Annotated in this window: 18 protein-coding genes, 1 tRNA gene and 1 riboswitch; of the genes, 9 read left to right on the forward strand and 10 right to left on the reverse strand. The window is 56.9% G+C overall.

Features of this window, described 5'->3' with window-relative positions:
- The first annotated feature begins 147 nt into the window (after positions 1-147).
- From SJY13_RS15490 to SJY13_RS15505, 4 genes are all read left to right on the forward strand, one after another.
- Positions 148-1,014 carry a branched-chain amino acid aminotransferase gene (locus SJY13_RS15490; RefSeq protein WP_377192057.1) on the forward strand — a complete coding sequence of 289 codons (867 nt, stop codon included), beginning with the start codon at positions 148-150 and terminating at the stop codon, positions 1,012-1,014.
- A 125-nt stretch (positions 1,015-1,139) separates the two neighbouring features.
- A complete protein-coding gene (locus SJY13_RS15495) occupies positions 1,140-2,090 on the forward strand; it encodes an AraC family transcriptional regulator (RefSeq protein WP_377192059.1) in 951 nt (316 codons plus the stop codon).
- A 109-nt stretch (positions 2,091-2,199) separates the two neighbouring features.
- A complete protein-coding gene (locus SJY13_RS15500; protein WP_377192061.1) occupies positions 2,200-2,565 on the forward strand; it encodes an SPW repeat domain-containing protein in 366 nt (121 codons plus the stop codon).
- A gap of 132 nt (positions 2,566-2,697) precedes the next feature.
- On the forward strand, positions 2,698-4,266 hold the full coding sequence (locus tag SJY13_RS15505; protein ID WP_377192063.1) for an alkaline phosphatase D family protein: 1,569 nt from the start codon (positions 2,698-2,700) through the stop codon (positions 4,264-4,266).
- A gap of 58 nt (positions 4,267-4,324) precedes the next feature.
- Here SJY13_RS15505 and cobO read toward each other — a convergent pair whose 3' ends face one another.
- The 5 genes from cobO to SJY13_RS15530 form a co-directional block, all read right to left on the reverse strand.
- On the reverse strand, positions 4,325-4,924 hold the full coding sequence (gene cobO, locus SJY13_RS15510) for a cob(I)yrinic acid a,c-diamide adenosyltransferase (RefSeq protein WP_377192065.1): 600 nt from the start codon (positions 4,922-4,924) through the stop codon (positions 4,325-4,327).
- Positions 4,925-4,982: 58 nt separating this feature from the next.
- Positions 4,983-5,918 (reverse strand): DMT family transporter, encoded by a 936-nt coding sequence (locus SJY13_RS15515; RefSeq protein ID WP_377192067.1) that lies wholly within the window; start codon positions 5,916-5,918, stop codon positions 4,983-4,985.
- Between the two features lie 32 nt (positions 5,919-5,950).
- Positions 5,951-6,625 carry an HD domain-containing protein gene (locus tag SJY13_RS15520; RefSeq protein WP_377192069.1) on the reverse strand — a complete coding sequence of 225 codons (675 nt, stop codon included), beginning with the start codon at positions 6,623-6,625 and terminating at the stop codon, positions 5,951-5,953.
- The gene (aroC, locus tag SJY13_RS15525) at positions 6,609-7,709 is read right to left on the reverse strand and encodes a chorismate synthase (RefSeq protein WP_377192071.1); all 1,101 of its coding nucleotides are present in this window, start codon (positions 7,707-7,709) and stop codon (positions 6,609-6,611) included. The genes SJY13_RS15520 and aroC overlap by 17 nt, the downstream gene beginning before the upstream one ends.
- Before the next feature lie 94 nt (positions 7,710-7,803).
- Positions 7,804-8,244, reverse strand: coding sequence for a 6,7-dimethyl-8-ribityllumazine synthase (locus SJY13_RS15530; protein ID WP_085822579.1), 441 nt, complete (start codon positions 8,242-8,244; stop codon positions 7,804-7,806).
- 72 nt (positions 8,245-8,316) lie between these two features.
- Positions 8,317-8,464, reverse strand: a riboswitch (FMN riboswitch).
- Positions 8,465-8,518: 54 nt separating this feature from the next.
- Here SJY13_RS15530 and SJY13_RS15535 point away from each other — a divergent pair.
- Entirely contained in the window at positions 8,519-9,133 is a 615-nt protein-coding gene (locus SJY13_RS15535) for an FMN-binding negative transcriptional regulator (protein ID WP_377192073.1), read from the forward strand.
- Positions 9,134-9,146: 13 nt separating this feature from the next.
- Here SJY13_RS15535 and SJY13_RS15540 read toward each other — a convergent pair whose 3' ends face one another.
- Positions 9,147-9,590, reverse strand: a complete 444-nt coding sequence (locus SJY13_RS15540) for a c-type cytochrome (protein WP_377192075.1) — start codon at positions 9,588-9,590, stop codon at positions 9,147-9,149.
- Positions 9,591-10,077: 487 nt separating this feature from the next.
- Between SJY13_RS15540 and petA the strand changes: the two genes are divergently transcribed.
- The 3 genes from petA to SJY13_RS15555 are packed head-to-tail and all read left to right on the forward strand — an operon-like array spanning position 10,078 to position 12,808.
- Positions 10,078-10,662: a ubiquinol-cytochrome c reductase iron-sulfur subunit gene (gene petA / locus SJY13_RS15545; protein ID WP_085822774.1), complete on the forward strand. Its 585-nt coding sequence runs from the start codon at positions 10,078-10,080 to the stop codon at positions 10,660-10,662.
- Positions 10,663-10,673: 11 nt separating this feature from the next.
- The gene (gene petB / locus SJY13_RS15550; protein ID WP_377192077.1) at positions 10,674-12,005 is read left to right on the forward strand and encodes a cytochrome b; all 1,332 of its coding nucleotides are present in this window, start codon (positions 10,674-10,676) and stop codon (positions 12,003-12,005) included.
- Between the two features lie 17 nt (positions 12,006-12,022).
- Positions 12,023-12,808, forward strand: a complete 786-nt coding sequence (locus SJY13_RS15555; RefSeq protein ID WP_377192079.1) for a cytochrome c1 — start codon at positions 12,023-12,025, stop codon at positions 12,806-12,808.
- Between the two features lie 141 nt (positions 12,809-12,949).
- Here the strand turns inward: SJY13_RS15555 and mtaB are convergent, their stop codons facing one another.
- A complete protein-coding gene (gene mtaB, locus SJY13_RS15560; RefSeq protein ID WP_377192081.1) occupies positions 12,950-14,206 on the reverse strand; it encodes a tRNA (N(6)-L-threonylcarbamoyladenosine(37)-C(2))-methylthiotransferase MtaB in 1,257 nt (418 codons plus the stop codon).
- Entirely contained in the window at positions 14,203-15,045 is an 843-nt protein-coding gene (dapF, locus tag SJY13_RS15565; protein ID WP_377192083.1) for a diaminopimelate epimerase, read from the reverse strand. The genes mtaB and dapF overlap by 4 nt, the downstream gene beginning before the upstream one ends.
- Before the next feature lie 210 nt (positions 15,046-15,255).
- On the opposite strand from dapF, the gene SJY13_RS15570 reads away from it, so the two are divergent.
- Positions 15,256-15,331, forward strand: a tRNA-Lys gene (locus SJY13_RS15570).
- A gap of 1,043 nt (positions 15,332-16,374) precedes the next feature.
- Here SJY13_RS15570 and SJY13_RS15575 read toward each other — a convergent pair.
- Both SJY13_RS15575 and SJY13_RS15580 read right to left on the reverse strand, forming a co-directional pair.
- Positions 16,375-17,385, reverse strand: coding sequence for a hypothetical protein (locus SJY13_RS15575; protein ID WP_377192085.1), 1,011 nt, complete (start codon positions 17,383-17,385; stop codon positions 16,375-16,377).
- The gene (locus SJY13_RS15580) at positions 17,373-17,834 is read right to left on the reverse strand and encodes a hypothetical protein (protein ID WP_377192087.1); all 462 of its coding nucleotides are present in this window, start codon (positions 17,832-17,834) and stop codon (positions 17,373-17,375) included. Before SJY13_RS15580 ends, SJY13_RS15575 begins: the two co-directional genes overlap by 13 nt.
- Between the last annotated feature and the right edge of the window lie 9 nt (positions 17,835-17,843).

Raw genomic sequence — 17,843 nt, forward strand, 5'->3', positions numbered from 1 at the left:
CGTTACACCGGGCCGAGTTTATGTCAGCGTTGTTGACATTCCAAGAGTGGACAGGTATCGAATTGCAGTTTTTGCGCAACTTTATGTCCGGTTCGGACTTAATTGGCGCAACAATCGGAAAAATCAACCCGAGCAAGGAGATTTCGCATGGCGGGGTATGATGATCGTGACGGTGTCATCTGGATGGATGGAGCGCTGGTGCCCTGGCGTGAGGCGAATGTACACATCCTGTCCCATGCGATGCATTACGCGTCTTCTGTGTTCGAGGGTGAGCGGGCCTATAACGGCAAGATTTTCAAAAGCCGCGAACATTCCGAGCGCCTGATCGCTTCGGCCGAAGCATTGGACATCCCGATGCCGTTCTCGATCGACCAGATCGAGGCTGCCAAGGAAGAAGCCCTGAACGCCAGCGGGTTGCAGGACGCATATGTCCGCGTGCTGGTCTGGCGTGGTTCGGGCGAGGATATGGGCGTGGCCTCGGCTCGCAACCCCGTGCGGATGGCCGTCGCGGTCTGGCCCTGGGGTGCCTATTACGGCGATGCCAAGATGCAGGGTGCCAAGCTGGACATCGCCGAATGGAAACGCCCCAGCCCTGAAACCATTCCGGTTCACGCCAAGGCGGCGGGGCTGTACATGATCTGCACCATCTCAAAGCACAAGGCCGAAGCCAAAGGCTGCTCGGACGCGCTGTTCATGGATTACCGCGGCTATGTCGCCGAGGCGACCGGCGCCAATGTTTTTTTCGTCAAGAATGGTGAAGTTCATACGCCGCTGGCTGATTGCTTTCTGAACGGCATCACCCGTCAGACTGTGATCAAGATGTTGAAAGACAAAGGCATCACCGTGATAGAACGTCATATCATGCCCGGAGAGATGGCGGATTTCGAACAATGCTGGCTGACAGGTACAGCGGCCGAGGTCACCCCGGTTGGCCAGATTGGCAACTACACGTTCGAAGTCGGAGATCTGGCTCGCGAAATCTCGGCCGACTATGAAGCGCTGGTGCGCGCCTGACCATCGGGATCAGACCTGTGAAAGCCCCCGCCATTGGCGGGGGTTTTTCTTTGCCAGCCGTTCAAGGTTTTGTGCAAGTCGTTCAGATGGCTGGACGTACGGATAAAGACCTGTAGCTTAATCGCATGTTGGACCTGCTCAGCGATATCCTCACCCGCCTTTCCCTGCGGGGTACATTTTACTTCCGCACTTCGTTCACGCCGCCCTTCGGCATACAGGTTCCGGCCTTTCAGAACGTGGCACGGTTTCACTTTGTGCAGCGGGGTGAATTGAAAGTTCATGTCTCTAACACAGGGCAAACCCTGCGTTTGAAACAAGGTGATCTGATCCTGATCCCCCACGGAGCCGCCCATGCCCTACTGTGCAACGAGGTTAACCCGCTGGACGCTCTGCCGTTGGAGCAGGTGCTGGAGGAGGCCGGATACAAGGGGGACGGTGTTTTGGTATACGGCGGTGAAGACGAAAGCCGCGATACCCAGCTGATCTGTGGCCATTTCTCCTTCACAGGCCCACCGGGGCGGCAAGGCACCGGTCATATGCTGATCGACCGGTTGCCGCCATTCATCCTGATCGAAAACTACGGCGAAGAGGCAGGGGCATGGATCGAAGCCACGCTGCGTATGATCGGATCCGAGGTCAACGGCGCGCGGATTGGTGGTGATCTGATCGCGATGAAACTGTCCGAGGTGTTATTCGCACAGGCCATCCGCGCCCATCTGGAACATCAAAGCCCGAGTGACACTGCCCTTGTCGGGTTTGCCGATCCGCGAATCTCACGCGCACTGACCGCTTTTCATCAGGGCCCCGCCCAAGAATGGAGCGTCGAGTTGCTCGCGCGTGAGGCCGGGATGTCGCGCACCGGCTTCGCCCAGTTGTTTGCTGAGAAGATGGGCACAACCCCGATGCAATACCTGACCGACTGGCGGATGCAGATCGCCTGTCACGGGTTGACCGAGGCCCGCTGGAACGTCGCTGACGCCGCCGCTGAGGTGGGCTATGCCTCTGAGGCTGCGTTTTCGCGTGTGTTCAAGAAGCAGGTCGGCCTGTCACCGGCGGCTTATCGGTCCATGCACTGATCCGACGCTAATCCGGACGATCTGCAATGCTTTGCGGACGATCCGGGATTAAGCGTTCGCCATTCTTTACCTAGGTTACGGCTATGCCAATCCAGGAAAGGAAATTCCAATGTCTGTCCGATTTGTTACCCGCTCTGTGCATGCCTATTTGGACTACCCTGTCGCTCTGGCGCTGATGGTGCTGCCGTTTGTTCTGGGACTGGGGCAATCCAACCCGATGGCTCTGTGGCTGTCCGTGGTCACCGGCGTGGCGGCGTTTGTGCTGACTGTTCTGACCGATCACCATCTGGGGATCTGGCGGGTTCTGCCGTACAAGTTCCACCTCAGCGTCGATCTGCTGGTTGGTGTTGCGTTTCTGGCCGCGCCCAGCCTTTTTGGGTTCTCGGGGTTGGATGCGATTTACTACTGGCTGAACGGCGCGGCAGTGGTTGCTGTCATTTCGCTCAGCGCACCGGAACAGGGCGTGGCAGCCTAAGCACGTTATCCACAGGTGTCACAATATCATCGTGATACTTTCAAGAATCTGAGCCGCTTGTTTTACAAACAGGCGGCTCACTGCCGCTCACCAATCGCGTGATCATCTCAGATCACCAGACAGGAGAGCCCCATGACTAAATTCCTTCGCCCCAACCGCCGCGCCTTTCTGGCCGGCAGCACCGCCTGTGCCGCATCTTTGGCGATGCCCGCCCTTAGCCGTGCCGCGTCCCGCCCGATCTTTACCCATGGCGTGCAGTCCGGCGATGTCGATACAGCTTCGGGCATGATCTGGACCCGCACAGACCGCCCTTCTCGGGTGATGATGGAGGTCGCGACCACTGAAAGCTTTGCCGACGCACGACAGCTGACCCCAATAGACGCCATCCCAAACAGCGATTTTACGGTGAAACGACTGGTTGATGGGCTGCCCTCGGATCAGGATATCTTCTATCGCTTCGTGGCCGCCGACCTGAGCGATATCAACGTCAAATCAGAGCCTATTACAGGCCAATTCCGCACTGCGCCAACGTCGCGCCGGAATGTGCGCTTTGCCTGGTCAGGCGACACCGCTGGTCAGGGTTGGGGCATTGATGCCGACGGCATGCGTACTTACGCGACCATGGCGCAGCACAAGCCGGATTTCTTCATCCACTCGGGCGATACGATTTACGCCGATGGCCCGATGCAGGATGAGGTGGAAAAAGACGGCCAGTTGATCTGGAAAAACTCCACGCTGATCGACGAGAAACGCAAAGTTGCCGAAACCCTGGACGAATTCCGGGGCCAGTGGAAATACAACATGATGGACGATCATGTGCGTGCAATGAACGCAGTTTGCCCAACCTTCTTCCAATGGGACGATCATGAGGTGGTCAATAACTGGTCCGACGCCAAGGACCTGATCTCGGATGATCGTTACACCGAAAAATCGGTACATGTGCTGCAATCCCGGGCCGCCCGCGCGTTTCATGAGATGACACCTTTGCGGGTCACACCGACCGAACCCGGACGCGTATATCGCAAGATCTCATACGGCCCGATGCTGGACGTGTTCTTTCTGGACCTGCGCAGCTATCGCGGGCCAAACGGGGCTTCGATGGAGGATGAGATTACCGATCAGTCCAGAATTCTGGGCGCCGATCAGCTGGCGTGGTTAAAGCGCGAATTAGCCTCGTCCAACGCAACATGGAAGGTGATTGCCTCGGACATGCCGATCGGCTTGATCGTCTGGGACAACTGGAAAGACCAGGCAGGCGCCGAAGCCGTTTCGAACGGTGATGGTGGGCCTGCCAAAGGCCGAGAGCTTGAGATCGCCGACCTGTTGCGTTTCATCAAGACGGCCGGGGTTCGCAATACGGTCTGGTTCACGGCGGATGTGCATTACACGGCGGCACACTATTATGACCCTAACAAAGCACAATTTCAGGATTTTGAGCCGTTCTGGGAGTTTGTCTCGGGCCCATTGCATGCGGGAACATTTGGCCCCAACGCGTTGGACGGCACATTTGGCCCAGAGGTGAAATTCGTCAAAGCTCCGGCTGAAGGACAGGGGGTGAATCTGCCGCCCAGTGCCGGTCTGCAGTTCTTTGGTCTGGTGGATATCGACGGGGTCACTCAGCAGATGTCTGTGCGTTTGATGGACCGGGCAGATACTGAGCTTTGGTCGGTGACGCTTGATCCTCAGCCAAGTGCTATCTGAGTAAATCAAATTCAGGGGCGCCCCAGGTCGATGCCGGGGCGCCCGCTATGCCCAAATCTCAGAAATCCACGCCGCGCTGGGCTTTGATACCGGCCTTAAACGGGTGCTTTTCCTCAGTCATTTCCGTCACCAGATCGGCGTAATCGCGCAGTGCTTGCGGGGCGTCGCGACCGGTCAGGAACACGCTGGTTTTGCCTGACCGCGCGGCCAGCCCGTCGATGACCTGTTCGACAGACAAGTATTCATAACGAAGGGCGATGTTGATCTCATCGAGAATCACCAGATCGTATTCACCGCTGGCCATCAGCGCACAGGCCTTGTCAAAAGCGGCGTTTGCAGCGGCAATGTCACGGTCGCGGTCTTGCGTGTCCCAGGTGAAACCTTCGCCCATCGTGTGCCAGGTCACCAGATCGCGCTCTTCAAAGAACCGCCGCTCGCCGGTTTTCCATTTGCCCTTGATGAATTGAACCACGGCAACCTTCTGGCCCCAGCCTAGCGCGCGGATCACAACACCAAACGCGGCCGAAGACTTGCCCTTGCCCTTGCCGGTGTTGATCAGAATCAGCCCCCGTTCGGGATCGACGGCCTCGGACACTTTTTTACGGTGCTTGGCCTGCACCTTCTGCATCTTTTCCTTGTGATCATGTGCGTCGCTCATGCGGGGAACCTTTCTTGGTGTTGCGCACAACCTAAGCAAAGAATGGCAAAGGTAAAGGTCAGGCTTTGGGGTCGGTCACTGACTTGTCTTTGCCGCGGTCCAGACCCAGTTGCCGTTCACGCAGAATGACCAGCACATTGCCCGCGATCACCAGCGCAGCCCCGCCCAACATGACCAGCGTCGGCAATTCATCAAACCAGATGTATCCGATGACAATAGCAAACAGCATGGTCGTGTAATCGTAAGGTGCCAGCATCGAGGCCTGCGCGTAGCGGTATGAGGACGTCACCAGAATCTGCGCCACACCGCCCAAAAGCCCCATTGCCACCAATATCAGAGCCTGTTCCCAAGTCGGCATGATCCAGCCCCAAAACGCGGACACGGCGGATAACAGCGTGGCGGTGATCGAGAAATAAAACACAACCGCAGCAGGGTGGTCGACCTGCACCAGTTGCCGAATGTGTATCTGGACAAACCCCCGCGCTATGGTCGCGGCCAGCACACACAGCGCCCCGATTGTTGCGGCGGTATCCAGATTATTGCCGCCCAGCCGTGGCCAGATCATGATCAATACGCCCAACAGGCCAATAGCGACGGCGCCGATACGGATCATGCGGATACGCTCACCCAGCATGAGTGCTGCCAGAATCAGTGTGAAAATAGGGGTGGCGTAGCCAATCGCAGTGACCTCGGGCAGCGGCAGCAGGCTGAGCCCGGTGAAGGTCAGAAACATCGCGCTGGTGCCCAGAACACCACGCCAGAAATGGCCCATTGGCTTTTTGACGACGAGGCCCTGGGACAGCTCTCTGCGGTACAACAGCCAGCAGATGATGATCGGAACGGCAAACAGTGAACGGAAAAACACCATCTCGCCGGTGGGAAAGTCGGCTGACAGCACTTTGACCAGCGCTTGCATCAAGGTGAACAGAACGAGCGCGCTGAGCTTCAGTGACACAGCCAGTAAGGGTCGATGCGATGTTAAGGGTTTAGCCATCGGCGCCTTCCTGCGCCTTTGACTGTCAAAGATCAATGCCGCCGGGTCGAGTTTGACCAGTCATCTGGCAAAGAGCGGCCGATTTCTTCGGCGAACTCCTCAAGAAAGCGGATCATTCGATGTGTCCGCTGCTGCGCGATCACCTTGCCGGCATCGGTCAGCATGTCATCTGGCAGGGACAGCAGTTTGACCTTCCAGTGGTCGACCGAAAAGGCCAAGTCGTCCAGCGGGCGCTGTTCGGCAAACGGATCAGCCGGGTCATACAGCGACCGGCCCAAAGCGCCAGACACAGAGAAATTGCGCGCCACGCCAATAGCCCCCAACGCGTCCAGCCGGTCGGCATCGCGCAGGATACGCGCCTCAGCCGTCTGAGGCGTAATGTTGGCCGAGAAACTATGCGCCTCGATCGCGTGCTGAATGGCGCGGACCTGGTCGGTATCATAGCCCATTTCGCCCAGAATAGGCTCGGATTCCTGCGCGGATTTTCGCGAGGCCAGATGCCGCGCGGGGTCGTCTTTTGGAAGGTTCACAAGATCATGCAGGTAGCTGGCTGCCAAAAGGACGTGCATGTCCGTCGTATTGCCCGCAATGGCTTGTGCATTCACCCATACCCGATCCAGATGGGCCAGATCATGAGCGGGGTCCGTCTCCATCCGGTGGGCGACAATGCCCCGCAGCTGACTGCGCAGATCAGCCGATCCGTCCACGGTTCTCTCCGATCTGGCCACGGTGCAGCAGCAAGTGATCCAGGATTACACAGGCCATCATCGCCTCACCCACTGGAACGGCGCGGATGCCGACGCAGGGGTCGTGACGGCCCTTGGTGATGATCTCGGTCTCCTCACCTGATTTGGTGATGGTCTTGCGGGTGGTCAGAATCGACGATGTGGGTTTGACGGCAAAGCGCACAACAACATCCTGCCCAGTGGAAATGCCGCCCAGAATGCCGCCCGAATGGTTCGAGCTGTATTGCGGGCCGTTCTGGCCCATGAAAATCTCATCGGCATTGGCCTCGCCGGTCAGTTCAGCAGTGGCCATACCTTCCCCGATCTCAACGCCCTTGACCGCGTTGATCGACATCATCGCAGAGGCCAAATCAGTGTCTAACTTGGCGTAAACCGGCGCGCCGATGCCCGCTGGCACGCCGCGCGCGACAACCTCGACCACCGCGCCGACCGAGTTGCCGGATTTACGCAACCCGTCCAGATAAGCGGCCCAATCCTCGGCAGCTTGCGCATCGGGGGTCCAGAACGGGTTTTGTTCGATCTGGGACCAGTCGAAATTATCCCGGTTGATCTTGTTGGGACCGATCTGGGTCATGTATCCGGTGATCTGCACATTGGGTGCGATCTGTTTGATCGCCTCGCGTGCCAGCCCACCTGCGGCTACGCGGGACGCAGTTTCCCGGGCCGAGCTGCGCCCGCCGCCGCGATAATCGCGGATGCCGTATTTCTGCCAATAGGTGATATCGGCGTGACCCGGACGGAACTTGTCCATGATATCGCCGTAGTCCTTTGAGCGCTGATCGGTGTTCTCGATCATCAGCTGCACGGGTGTGCCAGTGGTCTGGCCCTCAAACACACCGGACAGGATTTTCACCTGATCTGCTTCGCGCCGCTGCGTGGTGAACTTGTTCTGCCCCGGTTTGCGCTTGTCCAGCCAGTGCTGGATCATGCCCTCGTCTATCGCGACGCCCGGCGGACAGCCGTCGACAGTGGCGCCCAAGGCGGGTCCGTGGCTTTCACCCCAGGTGGTGACGCGGAAAAGGTGTCCAAAGCTGTTCATCGACATGGGGCGTGCTCCTTTGCGCGTTGTGATTAGCTGCCAAGGGCCTTGGCCTCAAGCGGATTTGCGGTTGGGGCGCCTTGGCCCCAACTCAATCTCATCACGCGGCCCGGGCCAGTTGCGCCCGGGTTGTGGTGATTTTCAGCGCGGCCTGCGCCGCCTCGCGGCCTTTTTCTACAAAATGTGCGCGGTAGATGGCGTTGTGGTGGTCGGTCTCCTGATACTGATGTGGGGTCAGCGAGACTGACAGGACGGGAACGCCGGTGTCCAATCCGGCGCGCATTAGTCCGTCGACCACAGCCTGCGCCACAAAATCATGCCGGTAGATGCCGCCATCGACGACAAAGGCGGCGCAAACAACGGCACTGTAGCGCCCGGTCTGGGCCAGATCGCGGGCCAGCAGCGGCATCTCGAACGCGCCAGGGGCGTCGAAGACATCAACCTGCTCGGCTGGAATCAGTTCCAGGAACCCATCCAGCGCTCGGTCGACAATATCGGAATGCCAGTTGGCTTTGATAAATGCATATCGGGTGTGTGTCATCATGATCTCCTTTCGTAACAGACACGTCACCCAAGGCGATCACGAGCAAACACACCGCGAGGCGGCGTGTCTGCACGTTCTCTTTCATCCGGACTTTAACCGTCGGCTCTGGCCTCTCACCAGATCTGCTTGTCATCCCTGAGTAGGGACCGCTCGCGGGCTTACGGGTCATCGCCCGCATACCGCCGGTGGGGAATTTCGCCCCGCCCTGAGAACGAGACGGACCTTGCCAAGAACTGCCCGGCTCTGCAAGAGATTTGGCAGGAGGACCGCCATGCACCCGAATCCCGCTTTTCGCGCCGATGATCGCGCGCGCCATATCAGTTTTGCCCGCGACCGGGCGTTTGGCGTCTTGGCGCTGTCGACGGATGACGCGCCGTTGCTGAGCCATGTGCCCTTTGTGCTGTCCGAGGACGGTACTGAGGCGGACCTGCATCTTGTGCGGTCAAACCCGATTGTCCGGGCGTTGAAAGAACCGCAAACCGTGCGGATCGCGGTGTCAGGGCCGGACGGGTATATCTCGCCCGACTGGTATGGGATCGACGATCAGGTGCCCACATGGAATTACGTGGCCGTTCACCTGACCGGAACGCTAGAGCGTTGCCCGCAAGAAGAACTGCGCGGCCTGCTGGACCGTCAATCGGCCTATTTCGAGGAGCGCTTGCTGCCAAAACCACCCTGGAGCGCTGACAAGATGACCCCCGAGGCGCTGGAGCGCATGATGCGGATGATTGTGCCCTGCCGGATGCGGGTCGAAGACATTCAGGGCACCTGGAAGCTGAACCAGAACAAACTGGACGAGGTTCGTCTGGCCGCCGCTGATCACGTCGAAAGCAATGGGCAGGGCAGTGAGATCGCGCAACTGGCCGCGTTGATGCGGAATACGTGACCAGCTTCTGGGCTTAGTCACCGAACGTTGCCAGATAGGCCGCGATATCTGCCGAGCCCTTCTTGAGCTTGACGCTCATGTTCGGGCGGGCTGTGTCGTCGTCCAGATAGACCTGAATGAATTCGATCGGATTTTTGGAATAAGAGGCGATGTTTTCCTGCGTCCAGATCAGACCTTCCTGCCCGGCTCGGATCATGTCGTCGGTGAACATCCCAACCGGCAGGCGCACGCTGCCATTAAGGTAATCGGTTTCGGTTCCGGCGACGCGGCCGACAACGCCGTACAGATTCGGTCCGGTGATTCCACCTTTGACCAGAACTTCACCATCTTTGATGATTGCATGGCATGAAGAACACCGATTGTAGAGTTTTTCGCCTTTTGCCGGATCACCGGCGGCCGCGGCCTGAGACGACAGAGCCAGCGAGAGTATCATTATGGGTGCAAAGAGCTTTGACATTGGAAACGTCCTGCAGAAATTGGGTGTACCCTCGCCCTTCAGGTATTCCCACCCGGAGTGCAATCAAAATCGGATGCAGGTAAGCGATTGTAAAATATGTATTTTTCACTCAATATTTGGCGCGCTCGAATTCCTTTGAAAGTAGAAATTTGCGTGGCAAAATCTGGTCGAAACTATGCTGATTTCCGGCCCTGACGCGCAACTGGATCTGTATTCCAGGCGCATCTTTCACCCTGAGTGGCTGATCCGAATCACATTGATCCGAATGGAAAGTCGGCGGCAAAATTTTTCTCTTAACTCTGCCCAAATCTTGAAAAAGCACCCCTTCGTTGTGACATGAATGCCCGGATGCGGCGTAGTGCGCGCCTATGACCGCTGGACGAACCGATTTCTCCCGGCTAGATAGCCGCGATGAGACGCCGCTTTGATGCGGTGCTGATGCATGTTTGCCCGGCATACCCCGGGCGCCGGAATCGGAGAAAACCTCGTGTCCCACGCAGAAGACCACGAAGGCACCCGCAGAGATTTCCTCTACTACGTCGCTGGCGGCGCAGGTGTCGTTGCGACGGGGGCTGCCGTATGGCCCTTAGTCAACCAAATGAACCCGTCGGCAGACGTTCAGGCGCTGTCCTCGATCCGTCAGGATGTCAGCGGAGTTGAGCCGGGCACGCAGCTGACCGTCAAATGGTTGGGAAAACCTGTTTTTATTCGCCACCGCACCGGTGCCGAAATCGACGAAGCAAAGCAGCAGGACGCGGACGGCATGGCCGAACTGATCGACCCGCTTGCACGCAACGCGAACCTGAAACCCGACGCGCCGGCAACGGATGCAAATCGTGTCATTCCATCGCCAGAAGGTGAAGCGCCGGCGGCGTGGATCGTTCAGATGGGCGTCTGCACCCACCTCGGCTGTGTGCCTCTAGGTGATGCAGGCGATTTTGGTGGCTGGTTTTGCCCCTGCCACGGTTCGCACTATGATCTTGCTGGCCGTATCCGTAAGGGTCCCGCGCCTGAAAACCTGCCCATCCCGCCTGTGGAATGGGTAGACGCCACTACTATCAAACTCGGCTAAGGGAGAGCCAGATGTCCGGAATTCCCCACGACCACTATGAGCCCAAGACAAATGGCGAGAAGTGGCTGAACAGCCGTTTGCCGATTGTCGGCCTGCTTTATGACACCCTCATGATCCCCACACCAAAGAACCTGAACTGGTGGTGGATCTGGGGCATCGTCCTGGCGTTTTGCCTGGTTCTGCAAATTGTCACCGGTATCGTTCTGGTGATGCACTACACCCCGCATGTCGATCTGGCCTTTGCCAGCATCGAACACATCATGCGCAACGTGAATGGCGGCTATATGCTGCGCTATATTCACATGAACGGCGCATCACTGTTCTTTGTTGCGGTGTATATCCACATCTTCCGCGGTCTGTTCTACGGCTCGTACAAAGCCCCACGTGAGATCACGTGGATCATCGGGATGCTGATTTACCTGTGTATGATGGGCACCGCCTTTATGGGCTATGTGCTGCCCTGGGGGCAGATGTCCTTCTGGGGTGCAACCGTGATCACCGGCCTGTTTGGCGCGATCCCCTTTGTCGGCGATGCGATCCAGACCTGGCTGCTGGGTGGACCCGCGGTGGACAATGCCACGCTGAACCGCTTTTTCTCGCTGCACTACCTGCTGCCGTTTGTAATTGCGGCTCTGGTGGTCGTGCATATCTGGGCCTTCCACACCACCGGCAACAACAACCCTACGGGTGTTGAAGTGCGCCGCGGATCGAAAGCCGAGGCGGAAAAAGACACGCTGCCGTTCTGGCCTTACTTCGTGATCAAGGACCTTTTCGCGCTGGTTGTGATCCTGGTGGTGTTCTGGGCAATCGTCGGGTTTATGCCGAACTATCTGGGTCACCCGGATAACTACATCGAAGCCAACCCGCTGGCGACACCTGCACATATCGTACCCGAATGGTATTTCTTGCCGTTCTACGCGATCCTGCGCGCCTTTACCGGTGAGGTCTGGGTTGTTCAGATCGCCAGCTTTGTCACCGGCGGCATTGTCGATGCCAAGTTCTTTGGTGTTCTGGCGATGTTTGGTGCGATCCTGGCGATGGCGCTGGCGCCTTGGCTGGACACATCGACCGTTCGGTCGGGCAAGTATCGCCCGATGTTCAAATGGTGGTTCTACCTGCTGATCATCGACTTCTTTGCCCTGATGTGGCTGGGGGCGATGCCTGCTGAAGAGCCTTATGCGACTTTCTCGCTGATCGCGTCTGCCTACTGGTTCGGATATTTCTTCGTGATCCTGCCGATCCTGGGTGTGATCGAGAAACCTCTGGCCCAGCCGGAGACTATCGAAGAAGACTTCAACGCGCATTATGGCAAGGCTGACGCCGACGCCACGCCGGCCGAGTAAGAAGAGGGACCGGAAACATGTTCAAGAAACTTGCAATCGGTGCCGCGTTTGCCATCGCCCTTGCTCCTGCTGCGTCTAACGCAGCAGGCGGCGGCGAGCAGCATATCGAGGATTTCCACTTTTCGTTTGAAGGCCCCTTTGGCACCTGGGATCAAAACCAGCTGCAGCGCGGCCTTCAGATTTATACCGAGGTCTGTGCGGCCTGCCACGGCCTGCGTTATGTGCCTCTGCGTGACCTTGAGGCGCTGGGCTATTCAGAAGAAGAAGTCATCGCTTATGCCGCGGGCAACTTCGAAGTGTTCGACCCCGAGCTGGATGATTTCCGCCCGGCGATCCCGACCGACCACTTCCCGGTCAATGACGGTGTTGGCGCACCGGACCTGAGCTTGATGGCCAAGGCCCGCGCCGGGTTCCATGGCCCATACGGCCTGGGAATCAACCAGTTCTTCAAAGGTATGGGCGGTGCGGAATACATCGCCTCTCTGCTGGATGGCTATACTGGCGAGGAAAAGGAAGAAGCAGGCACCGTTCTGTACGAAAACGCGGCCTTCCCAGGTGGCTGGATCTCAATGGCACCGCCGCTGTCGGAAGATCAGGTGGAATTCGCCGATGGTCACCCGGCCACGGTTGAAGCCATGTCCGAGGATATCGCAGCCTTCCTGATGTGGACGGCCGAGCCGAAGATGATGGAGCGGAAGTATTCTGGCTTTGTCGGTGTTATCTTCCTAACGCTTTTCTCGGTGTTGTTGTACCTGGTGAACAAGCGTTTGTGGGCTGGCGTGAAAGGCAAGAAGCACGCCTAAGCTTGCGGCCTGATTGAATTGATAAACCCCCGCGCCACAGGCTGCGGGGGTTTTTTGTTGGGGTCGGGGTAAAGGGGCCAGCCCCTTCTTGGCCTGTGGCCAATTCATCCCCGGGATACTTTTGGCCAGATGAAGCGCGGATCAGACCGTCAGTTGGGTATCTGTTGTGCCGTTGATTGTAGCGGTCACGATCTGCCCTTCGGGTTGAGGAGTAGCGAAGGTTACTTCGGTGAATTGCTCGGTCCGGCCCATATGCGGGTTCTCCATCAGGATGTGATGTGATTTCCCGATCTGTGCGGACAGGTGTTGGGCGACCTGGGTATGGCCAGCAGCGCGCAAGCGGGCGGCGCGGGTTTTGATGATGCTACCGTTCACCTGCTGTGGAATACGAGCTGCCGGAGTGCCTTCGCGCTTGGAATAGGGGAAGACGTGCAGCCAGGTCAGGTTACAATCGGTGACCAGTTTCAGAGAGTTCTCGAAATGGGCATCGGTTTCGGTCGGAAACCCGGCGATGATATCGGCGCCAAAGGTCATTTCAGGGCGCAGTTTGCGCGCCTCTTCGGTAAAGCGGATGGCGTCGTCGCGCAGGTGGCGGCGTTTCATCCGCTTGAGGATCAGGTCGTCGCCATGTTGCAGTGACAGATGCAGGTGCGGCATCAGGCGCGGTTCCGTGGCGATGGCCTGCATCAGGTTCTCATCCACCTCGATCGAGTCGATCGAGCTGATCCGCAGGCGCGGCAGATCAGGCACCAGTTTAAGTATGCGCATGACCAGATCACCCAGCTTGGGCTGCGCGGGCAGGTCGGCCCCCCATGAGGTCAGGTCGACGCCTGTCAGCACAACTTCGTTGTAACCTTTGTTTACCAACCGCTTGATCTGATCCACCACCACGCCCGCAGGGACGCTGCGCGAGTTGCCGCGGCCGTAGGGGATGATGCAGAAGGTGCAGCGGTGATCACAGCCGTTTTGGACCTGAACATAGGCGCGCGAGCGCGTGCCAAAACCGTCGATCAGGTGGCCCGCGGTTTCGGTCACGGACATGATGTCGTCGACCTGTACCGTCTCGGTCTGGCCGATAAAGTCCGCCGCCATGTCTTTCCAGGTATCGGGCTGCATTTTTTCGGTATTGCCAATGACCGCGTCAACCTCATCCATTCGGGCAAATGTGTCAGGCTCGGTCTGGGCCGCGCAGCCTGTCACGATCAGCCGCGCGTCAGGGTTTTCCCGCCGTAGCTTGCGAATTTCTTGCCGGGCTTTGCGCACCGCTTCGGCTGTGACAGCACAGGTGTTCACGATCACCGCGTCGGTGAGCCCAGCCTGCGCCGACAGTTCTTTCATCGCCTCGGTCTCATAGGCGTTCAGGCGGCAACCCAGGGTGGTGAACTTCGGCGCGCTCATTCCAGTGATTCCAGGAATTCCGGTGTCAGCGTGCCCGAGAAGACGTGGCAGGTTGGTCCGGTCATCCAGACGCCGTCGTCGCGCCAGTCGATCCAGATCGTGCCGCCGTCCAATTCGATCTGCACTTTGCGCCCGGTTAATCCATGGCGGGCGGCTGAAACGGCTGTTGCGCAGGACGACGATCCCGAGGCCAAGGTGATTCCGACACCGCGCTCCCACACCCGCATGCGGATATGGTCAGGGCCAATGATCTGGGCCACCTGAACATTGGTCCGTTCCGGATAAAGCGGGTGATACTCGTACCGCGCACCAAATTCGGTCAGCGGGATAGCCTCGGCGTCGTCTACGAAAAAGGTGCAATGAGGGTTGCCCATGCCGGTGGCGGTCGGCGCGCCCTCGATTGGCAGTTCCAGGGTGTCGACCTCTTCGGCCAGGGGAATCTCGTGCCAGTTCAACTGCGGCTGCCCCATATTGACCGAGGTCAGGCCGTTCCCGGCATCGCGCGCGATCAAAGTGCCGCGCTCTGTGGTCAAGGTCAGCGCGGGCTTTCCGGTTTCCTCCATCAGGAACCGGGCTATGCAACGCGTTGCGTTCCCGCAAGCGGCAGAGGTCGATCCGTCGGCGTTGTAGAACACCAGATGCGCATCCGCCTCACCGTTTTCGATCACGGCCAACTGATCGAATCCAACGCCGAACTGCCGATGCCCAATTCCTTTTGCCATAGCGGGCGAAATCGCGACAGATTGCGCACGCGCATCCACAATGACAAAGTCATTGCCCAGCCCGTGCATCTTCATGAAGGGCAAACCGGTGGTCAGTTCCTGTTGCATGGCGGGCATATAACGTCGTGCCGGAAAGGAATCCACCCTGCAGCGAAGATTCCTTAAAAAAGGGGTTGACCCCTCCGCGCCACCTGCCTAGTTAAGCCGCCTATCGGGACGCCGGAAACACGCTAAGTGTCGGTGAAACGAGGTGCAAAATAAGGTCTTGAACCCGGTCGGGAAAATACCTTAGAGAGCGCCATGGATCGGAAAGATCCTGAAAAGAGTGGGCCGTTAGCTCAGTTGGTAGAGCAACTGACTTTTAATCAGTGGGTCGCAGGTTCGAATCCTGCACGGCTCACCACTTTTTTCAAAGGGTTAGAGAGTTTCTTCTCTTTGCTCCGCATCGCATAGCTACCACCGAGCTACCACAGTTTGCTATTTCGCTTGGTTATGTGCGGTTAGCCGTACTGCAGTGCGCCTAGTTAGACGAAGTCGCATGCTGGTTTAGATGGCGGCGCGGTTAGAAGACCAGCAAGCCGCCGTTCGCTGCATTTGCAGCACTGGACCTCGGCGACAGCGGCAATGCACAGGAAGCGGACTTTAGATCAAAGACGCAGTGTTTTGGAGCCGTGGACAGCTGCTCTGCGGACAAAGCTGCCTATAACGGCACAAGACTGATTCAGCTTTTGCCAGCCTGTCTGACTCGATGCTCTTTCAATTGTTCTGCTCGCATTTGGTCGAGCTTCGCGGCTTCAGCAGCTTGCCTGCGAATGCTCAATATCCTCAATGGAATAGCAGCTATTGCCACCAAGCAAATCCCCAATAGTGCTGCTCTTGGCAGGTCCAATGGAGTAAACATGTACAGAAACAGGGTGCTTAGCGCGCAAGCGAGCATACAATAGATAGCAAACCTCTGACGCCGGTCTGAACGATTGCCTGCGATGTGTCGTGCTGTTTGGACCTCAATGTCAAAGTTCCCAAGCATATTGAGTCACCTTCGATTTAGAAATGTATCTTGTGGTTACACTAGCAAACGTGGATGCAAATGACAGGCGTACAAAAGGTAGTTGTCTTGGCAGCTCTGGGCTCGTTGCGGACATTCGAAGTTGAAAATATGGAGCTAATCTGCCCAAGGGGATTGGGCCGAGGCACCGGATAACGGTGCCGAAGGCATACGCTTTCGCCTGCAAGCGCAGGTGGTCATACCAAGGGGCTAGGTTCATCGTGACTGTTCGACACCCTAGTGTTAACCGCGACTGACTATCGCCAAAAACGCGGCAGGCAGCGTTCTGGCAGAGGGCGGCAACGGTACGAAGTGATTGCGCAATCGGAGAAACAGAAAGTGTCGATAAATTGCCTGGCAGAGCCGACTTTCCAGATTGAAGCTTATGTGCTCAAAAGACCCTATGACGACCCCTTTTGCGGTGTCACTTTGCCCTCCGCGCCTTCGAATTCAAGTAGACAGTCAAAAATTCTTTCCCAAGTATGTTCGTAAAACAGGTTTTCGAACGCATATCTGTGACGCATCTCAGCGGCTTTTGCGCCCCCTTGATCAAATCTCTTTATGCCATCCGCCCAAGCTTGCTGCACCGCGCTCGCCTTGTTTTCCCCATAGGTAAGAATTGGCAGTTCCCGGAGCATTTCGTGGGTGAAAATTTCCGACATCCCGACCAAAGAAGTCGGCACAATTGGAATCTGACCAGCAAGCAGCGCGACATAGACCCGAATGGGTACGCAAAAGTCGGTGTTAACGACCAGAGACACCTTGTATGACATCCACTGCTTGAATCTCTCCACTTCACTTAAATCATTGTAGTTTGCTTTTTCTGTGCCCGGCCACCATTGGATTACATCGCTGTTGTCCAGCGAACTGCACAGTTCAATAAAATCTGTCCTGTCTTTGAAATTTGTATGGAGATTATAGCTTCCATATAGACGGTCGTTTCTTGGAAGCATTTTGTCTTGCTCCCATATCTCTGAAATAAGGTTTTGGTCGAATTTATTCACACCCATTGCACCGGGGAAAAAGATATTGAAATTCTCTGCCCTCAAGTAATGATCTTTATATGCGTGACCAACCGCTACAAAATCAACCGCCGAAGCAATTCCTAAGTTTCGTTGGTACATGTGGTGGTTATCGCGCAGGTAGGCACACGTAATGCGTTTGTCTGAATCGTCTTCACTACTTGCTCTGATTTCATTCACCAATTCGGGTCTTACGACAAACTCTTTACTGCTCAACAATAGAATATCGCAGTCCGGCAGCGAACCAGGTCCTTCCGACCAAAGGTTTTCAATGTCAACTTGTTGGACAGAAAGCCCAGAACTGTTCTTGCTTAGATCAGCGGAATTTTGAACGCCCACAGATACTGATTTTTTCCGAACGATGGCCGCAAGTTTCCTCAGGCTTCGCATCTGGCGCGATTGCTGCAAGCTTGCTCGAGCGCAGGCTTACGCCAAACCAAAGCATCTAAACCATGCATAAAGCTGTCTGTTGTTGAACGTGATAACTCGTCCTTTTCGCCTGGCCACAACTCAAAAAACAAGTGTCGCGGATCAAGTTGAGTGCATTCATAACTATGTGCCGCTGCTTCGGTAATCGCGCGGGTACACCAACGGCTAATAATTCTTCCTTCGCCGATTCCAGTCAAAAATTCCGGCAGGTGTCCTAAGGCAAAAACTTTGTCACTCAGGTTATTTCCCGGTTCCAGCTGAATAACCACCAGGGTTGGGGCCGCAGATACACTTACTTCAGACCAGCCTTGGTGCTTGAGAAGATCTAAGTAGTTCTCCTCTGCATTCTCAGAACCAAGCGCGAAAGTTCTCTGATGAGCGTCCACTTGTGCAAGTTTGTCGATAATCAAAAAATTCTA

Origin of the sequence: Ruegeria meonggei (assembly GCF_042768335.1) — a bacterium.
GTDB classification, from domain to species: Bacteria; Pseudomonadota; Alphaproteobacteria; order Rhodobacterales; family Rhodobacteraceae; genus Ruegeria; species Ruegeria meonggei.

Bases quoted from the DNA above. Each gene is read 5' to 3' on its own strand.
- SJY13_RS15490 (WP_377192057.1), top strand. From the start codon at position 148: ATGGCGGGGTATGATGATCGTGACGGTGTCATCTGGATGGATGGAGCG.
- SJY13_RS15495 (WP_377192059.1), top strand. From the start codon at position 1,140: ATGTTGGACCTGCTCAGCGATATCCTCACCCGCCTTTCCCTGCGGGGT.
- SJY13_RS15500 (WP_377192061.1), top strand. From the start codon at position 2,200: ATGTCTGTCCGATTTGTTACCCGCTCTGTGCATGCCTATTTGGACTAC.
- SJY13_RS15505 (WP_377192063.1), top strand. From the start codon at position 2,698: ATGACTAAATTCCTTCGCCCCAACCGCCGCGCCTTTCTGGCCGGCAGC.
- cobO (WP_377192065.1), bottom strand. From the start codon at position 4,924: ATGAGCGACGCACATGATCACAAGGAAAAGATGCAGAAGGTGCAGGCC.
- SJY13_RS15515 (WP_377192067.1), bottom strand. From the start codon at position 5,918: ATGGCTAAACCCTTAACATCGCATCGACCCTTACTGGCTGTGTCACTG.
- aroC (WP_377192071.1), bottom strand. From the start codon at position 7,709: ATGTCGATGAACAGCTTTGGACACCTTTTCCGCGTCACCACCTGGGGT.
- SJY13_RS15530 (WP_085822579.1), bottom strand. From the start codon at position 8,244: ATGACACACACCCGATATGCATTTATCAAAGCCAACTGGCATTCCGAT.
- SJY13_RS15535 (WP_377192073.1), top strand. From the start codon at position 8,519: ATGCACCCGAATCCCGCTTTTCGCGCCGATGATCGCGCGCGCCATATC.
- SJY13_RS15540 (WP_377192075.1), bottom strand. From the start codon at position 9,590: ATGTCAAAGCTCTTTGCACCCATAATGATACTCTCGCTGGCTCTGTCG.
- petB (WP_377192077.1), top strand. From the start codon at position 10,674: ATGTCCGGAATTCCCCACGACCACTATGAGCCCAAGACAAATGGCGAG.
- SJY13_RS15555 (WP_377192079.1), top strand. From the start codon at position 12,023: ATGTTCAAGAAACTTGCAATCGGTGCCGCGTTTGCCATCGCCCTTGCT.
- mtaB (WP_377192081.1), bottom strand. From the start codon at position 14,206: ATGAGCGCGCCGAAGTTCACCACCCTGGGTTGCCGCCTGAACGCCTAT.
- dapF (WP_377192083.1), bottom strand. From the start codon at position 15,045: ATGCCCGCCATGCAACAGGAACTGACCACCGGTTTGCCCTTCATGAAG.
- SJY13_RS15575 (WP_377192085.1), bottom strand. From the start codon at position 17,385: ATGCGAAGCCTGAGGAAACTTGCGGCCATCGTTCGGAAAAAATCAGTA.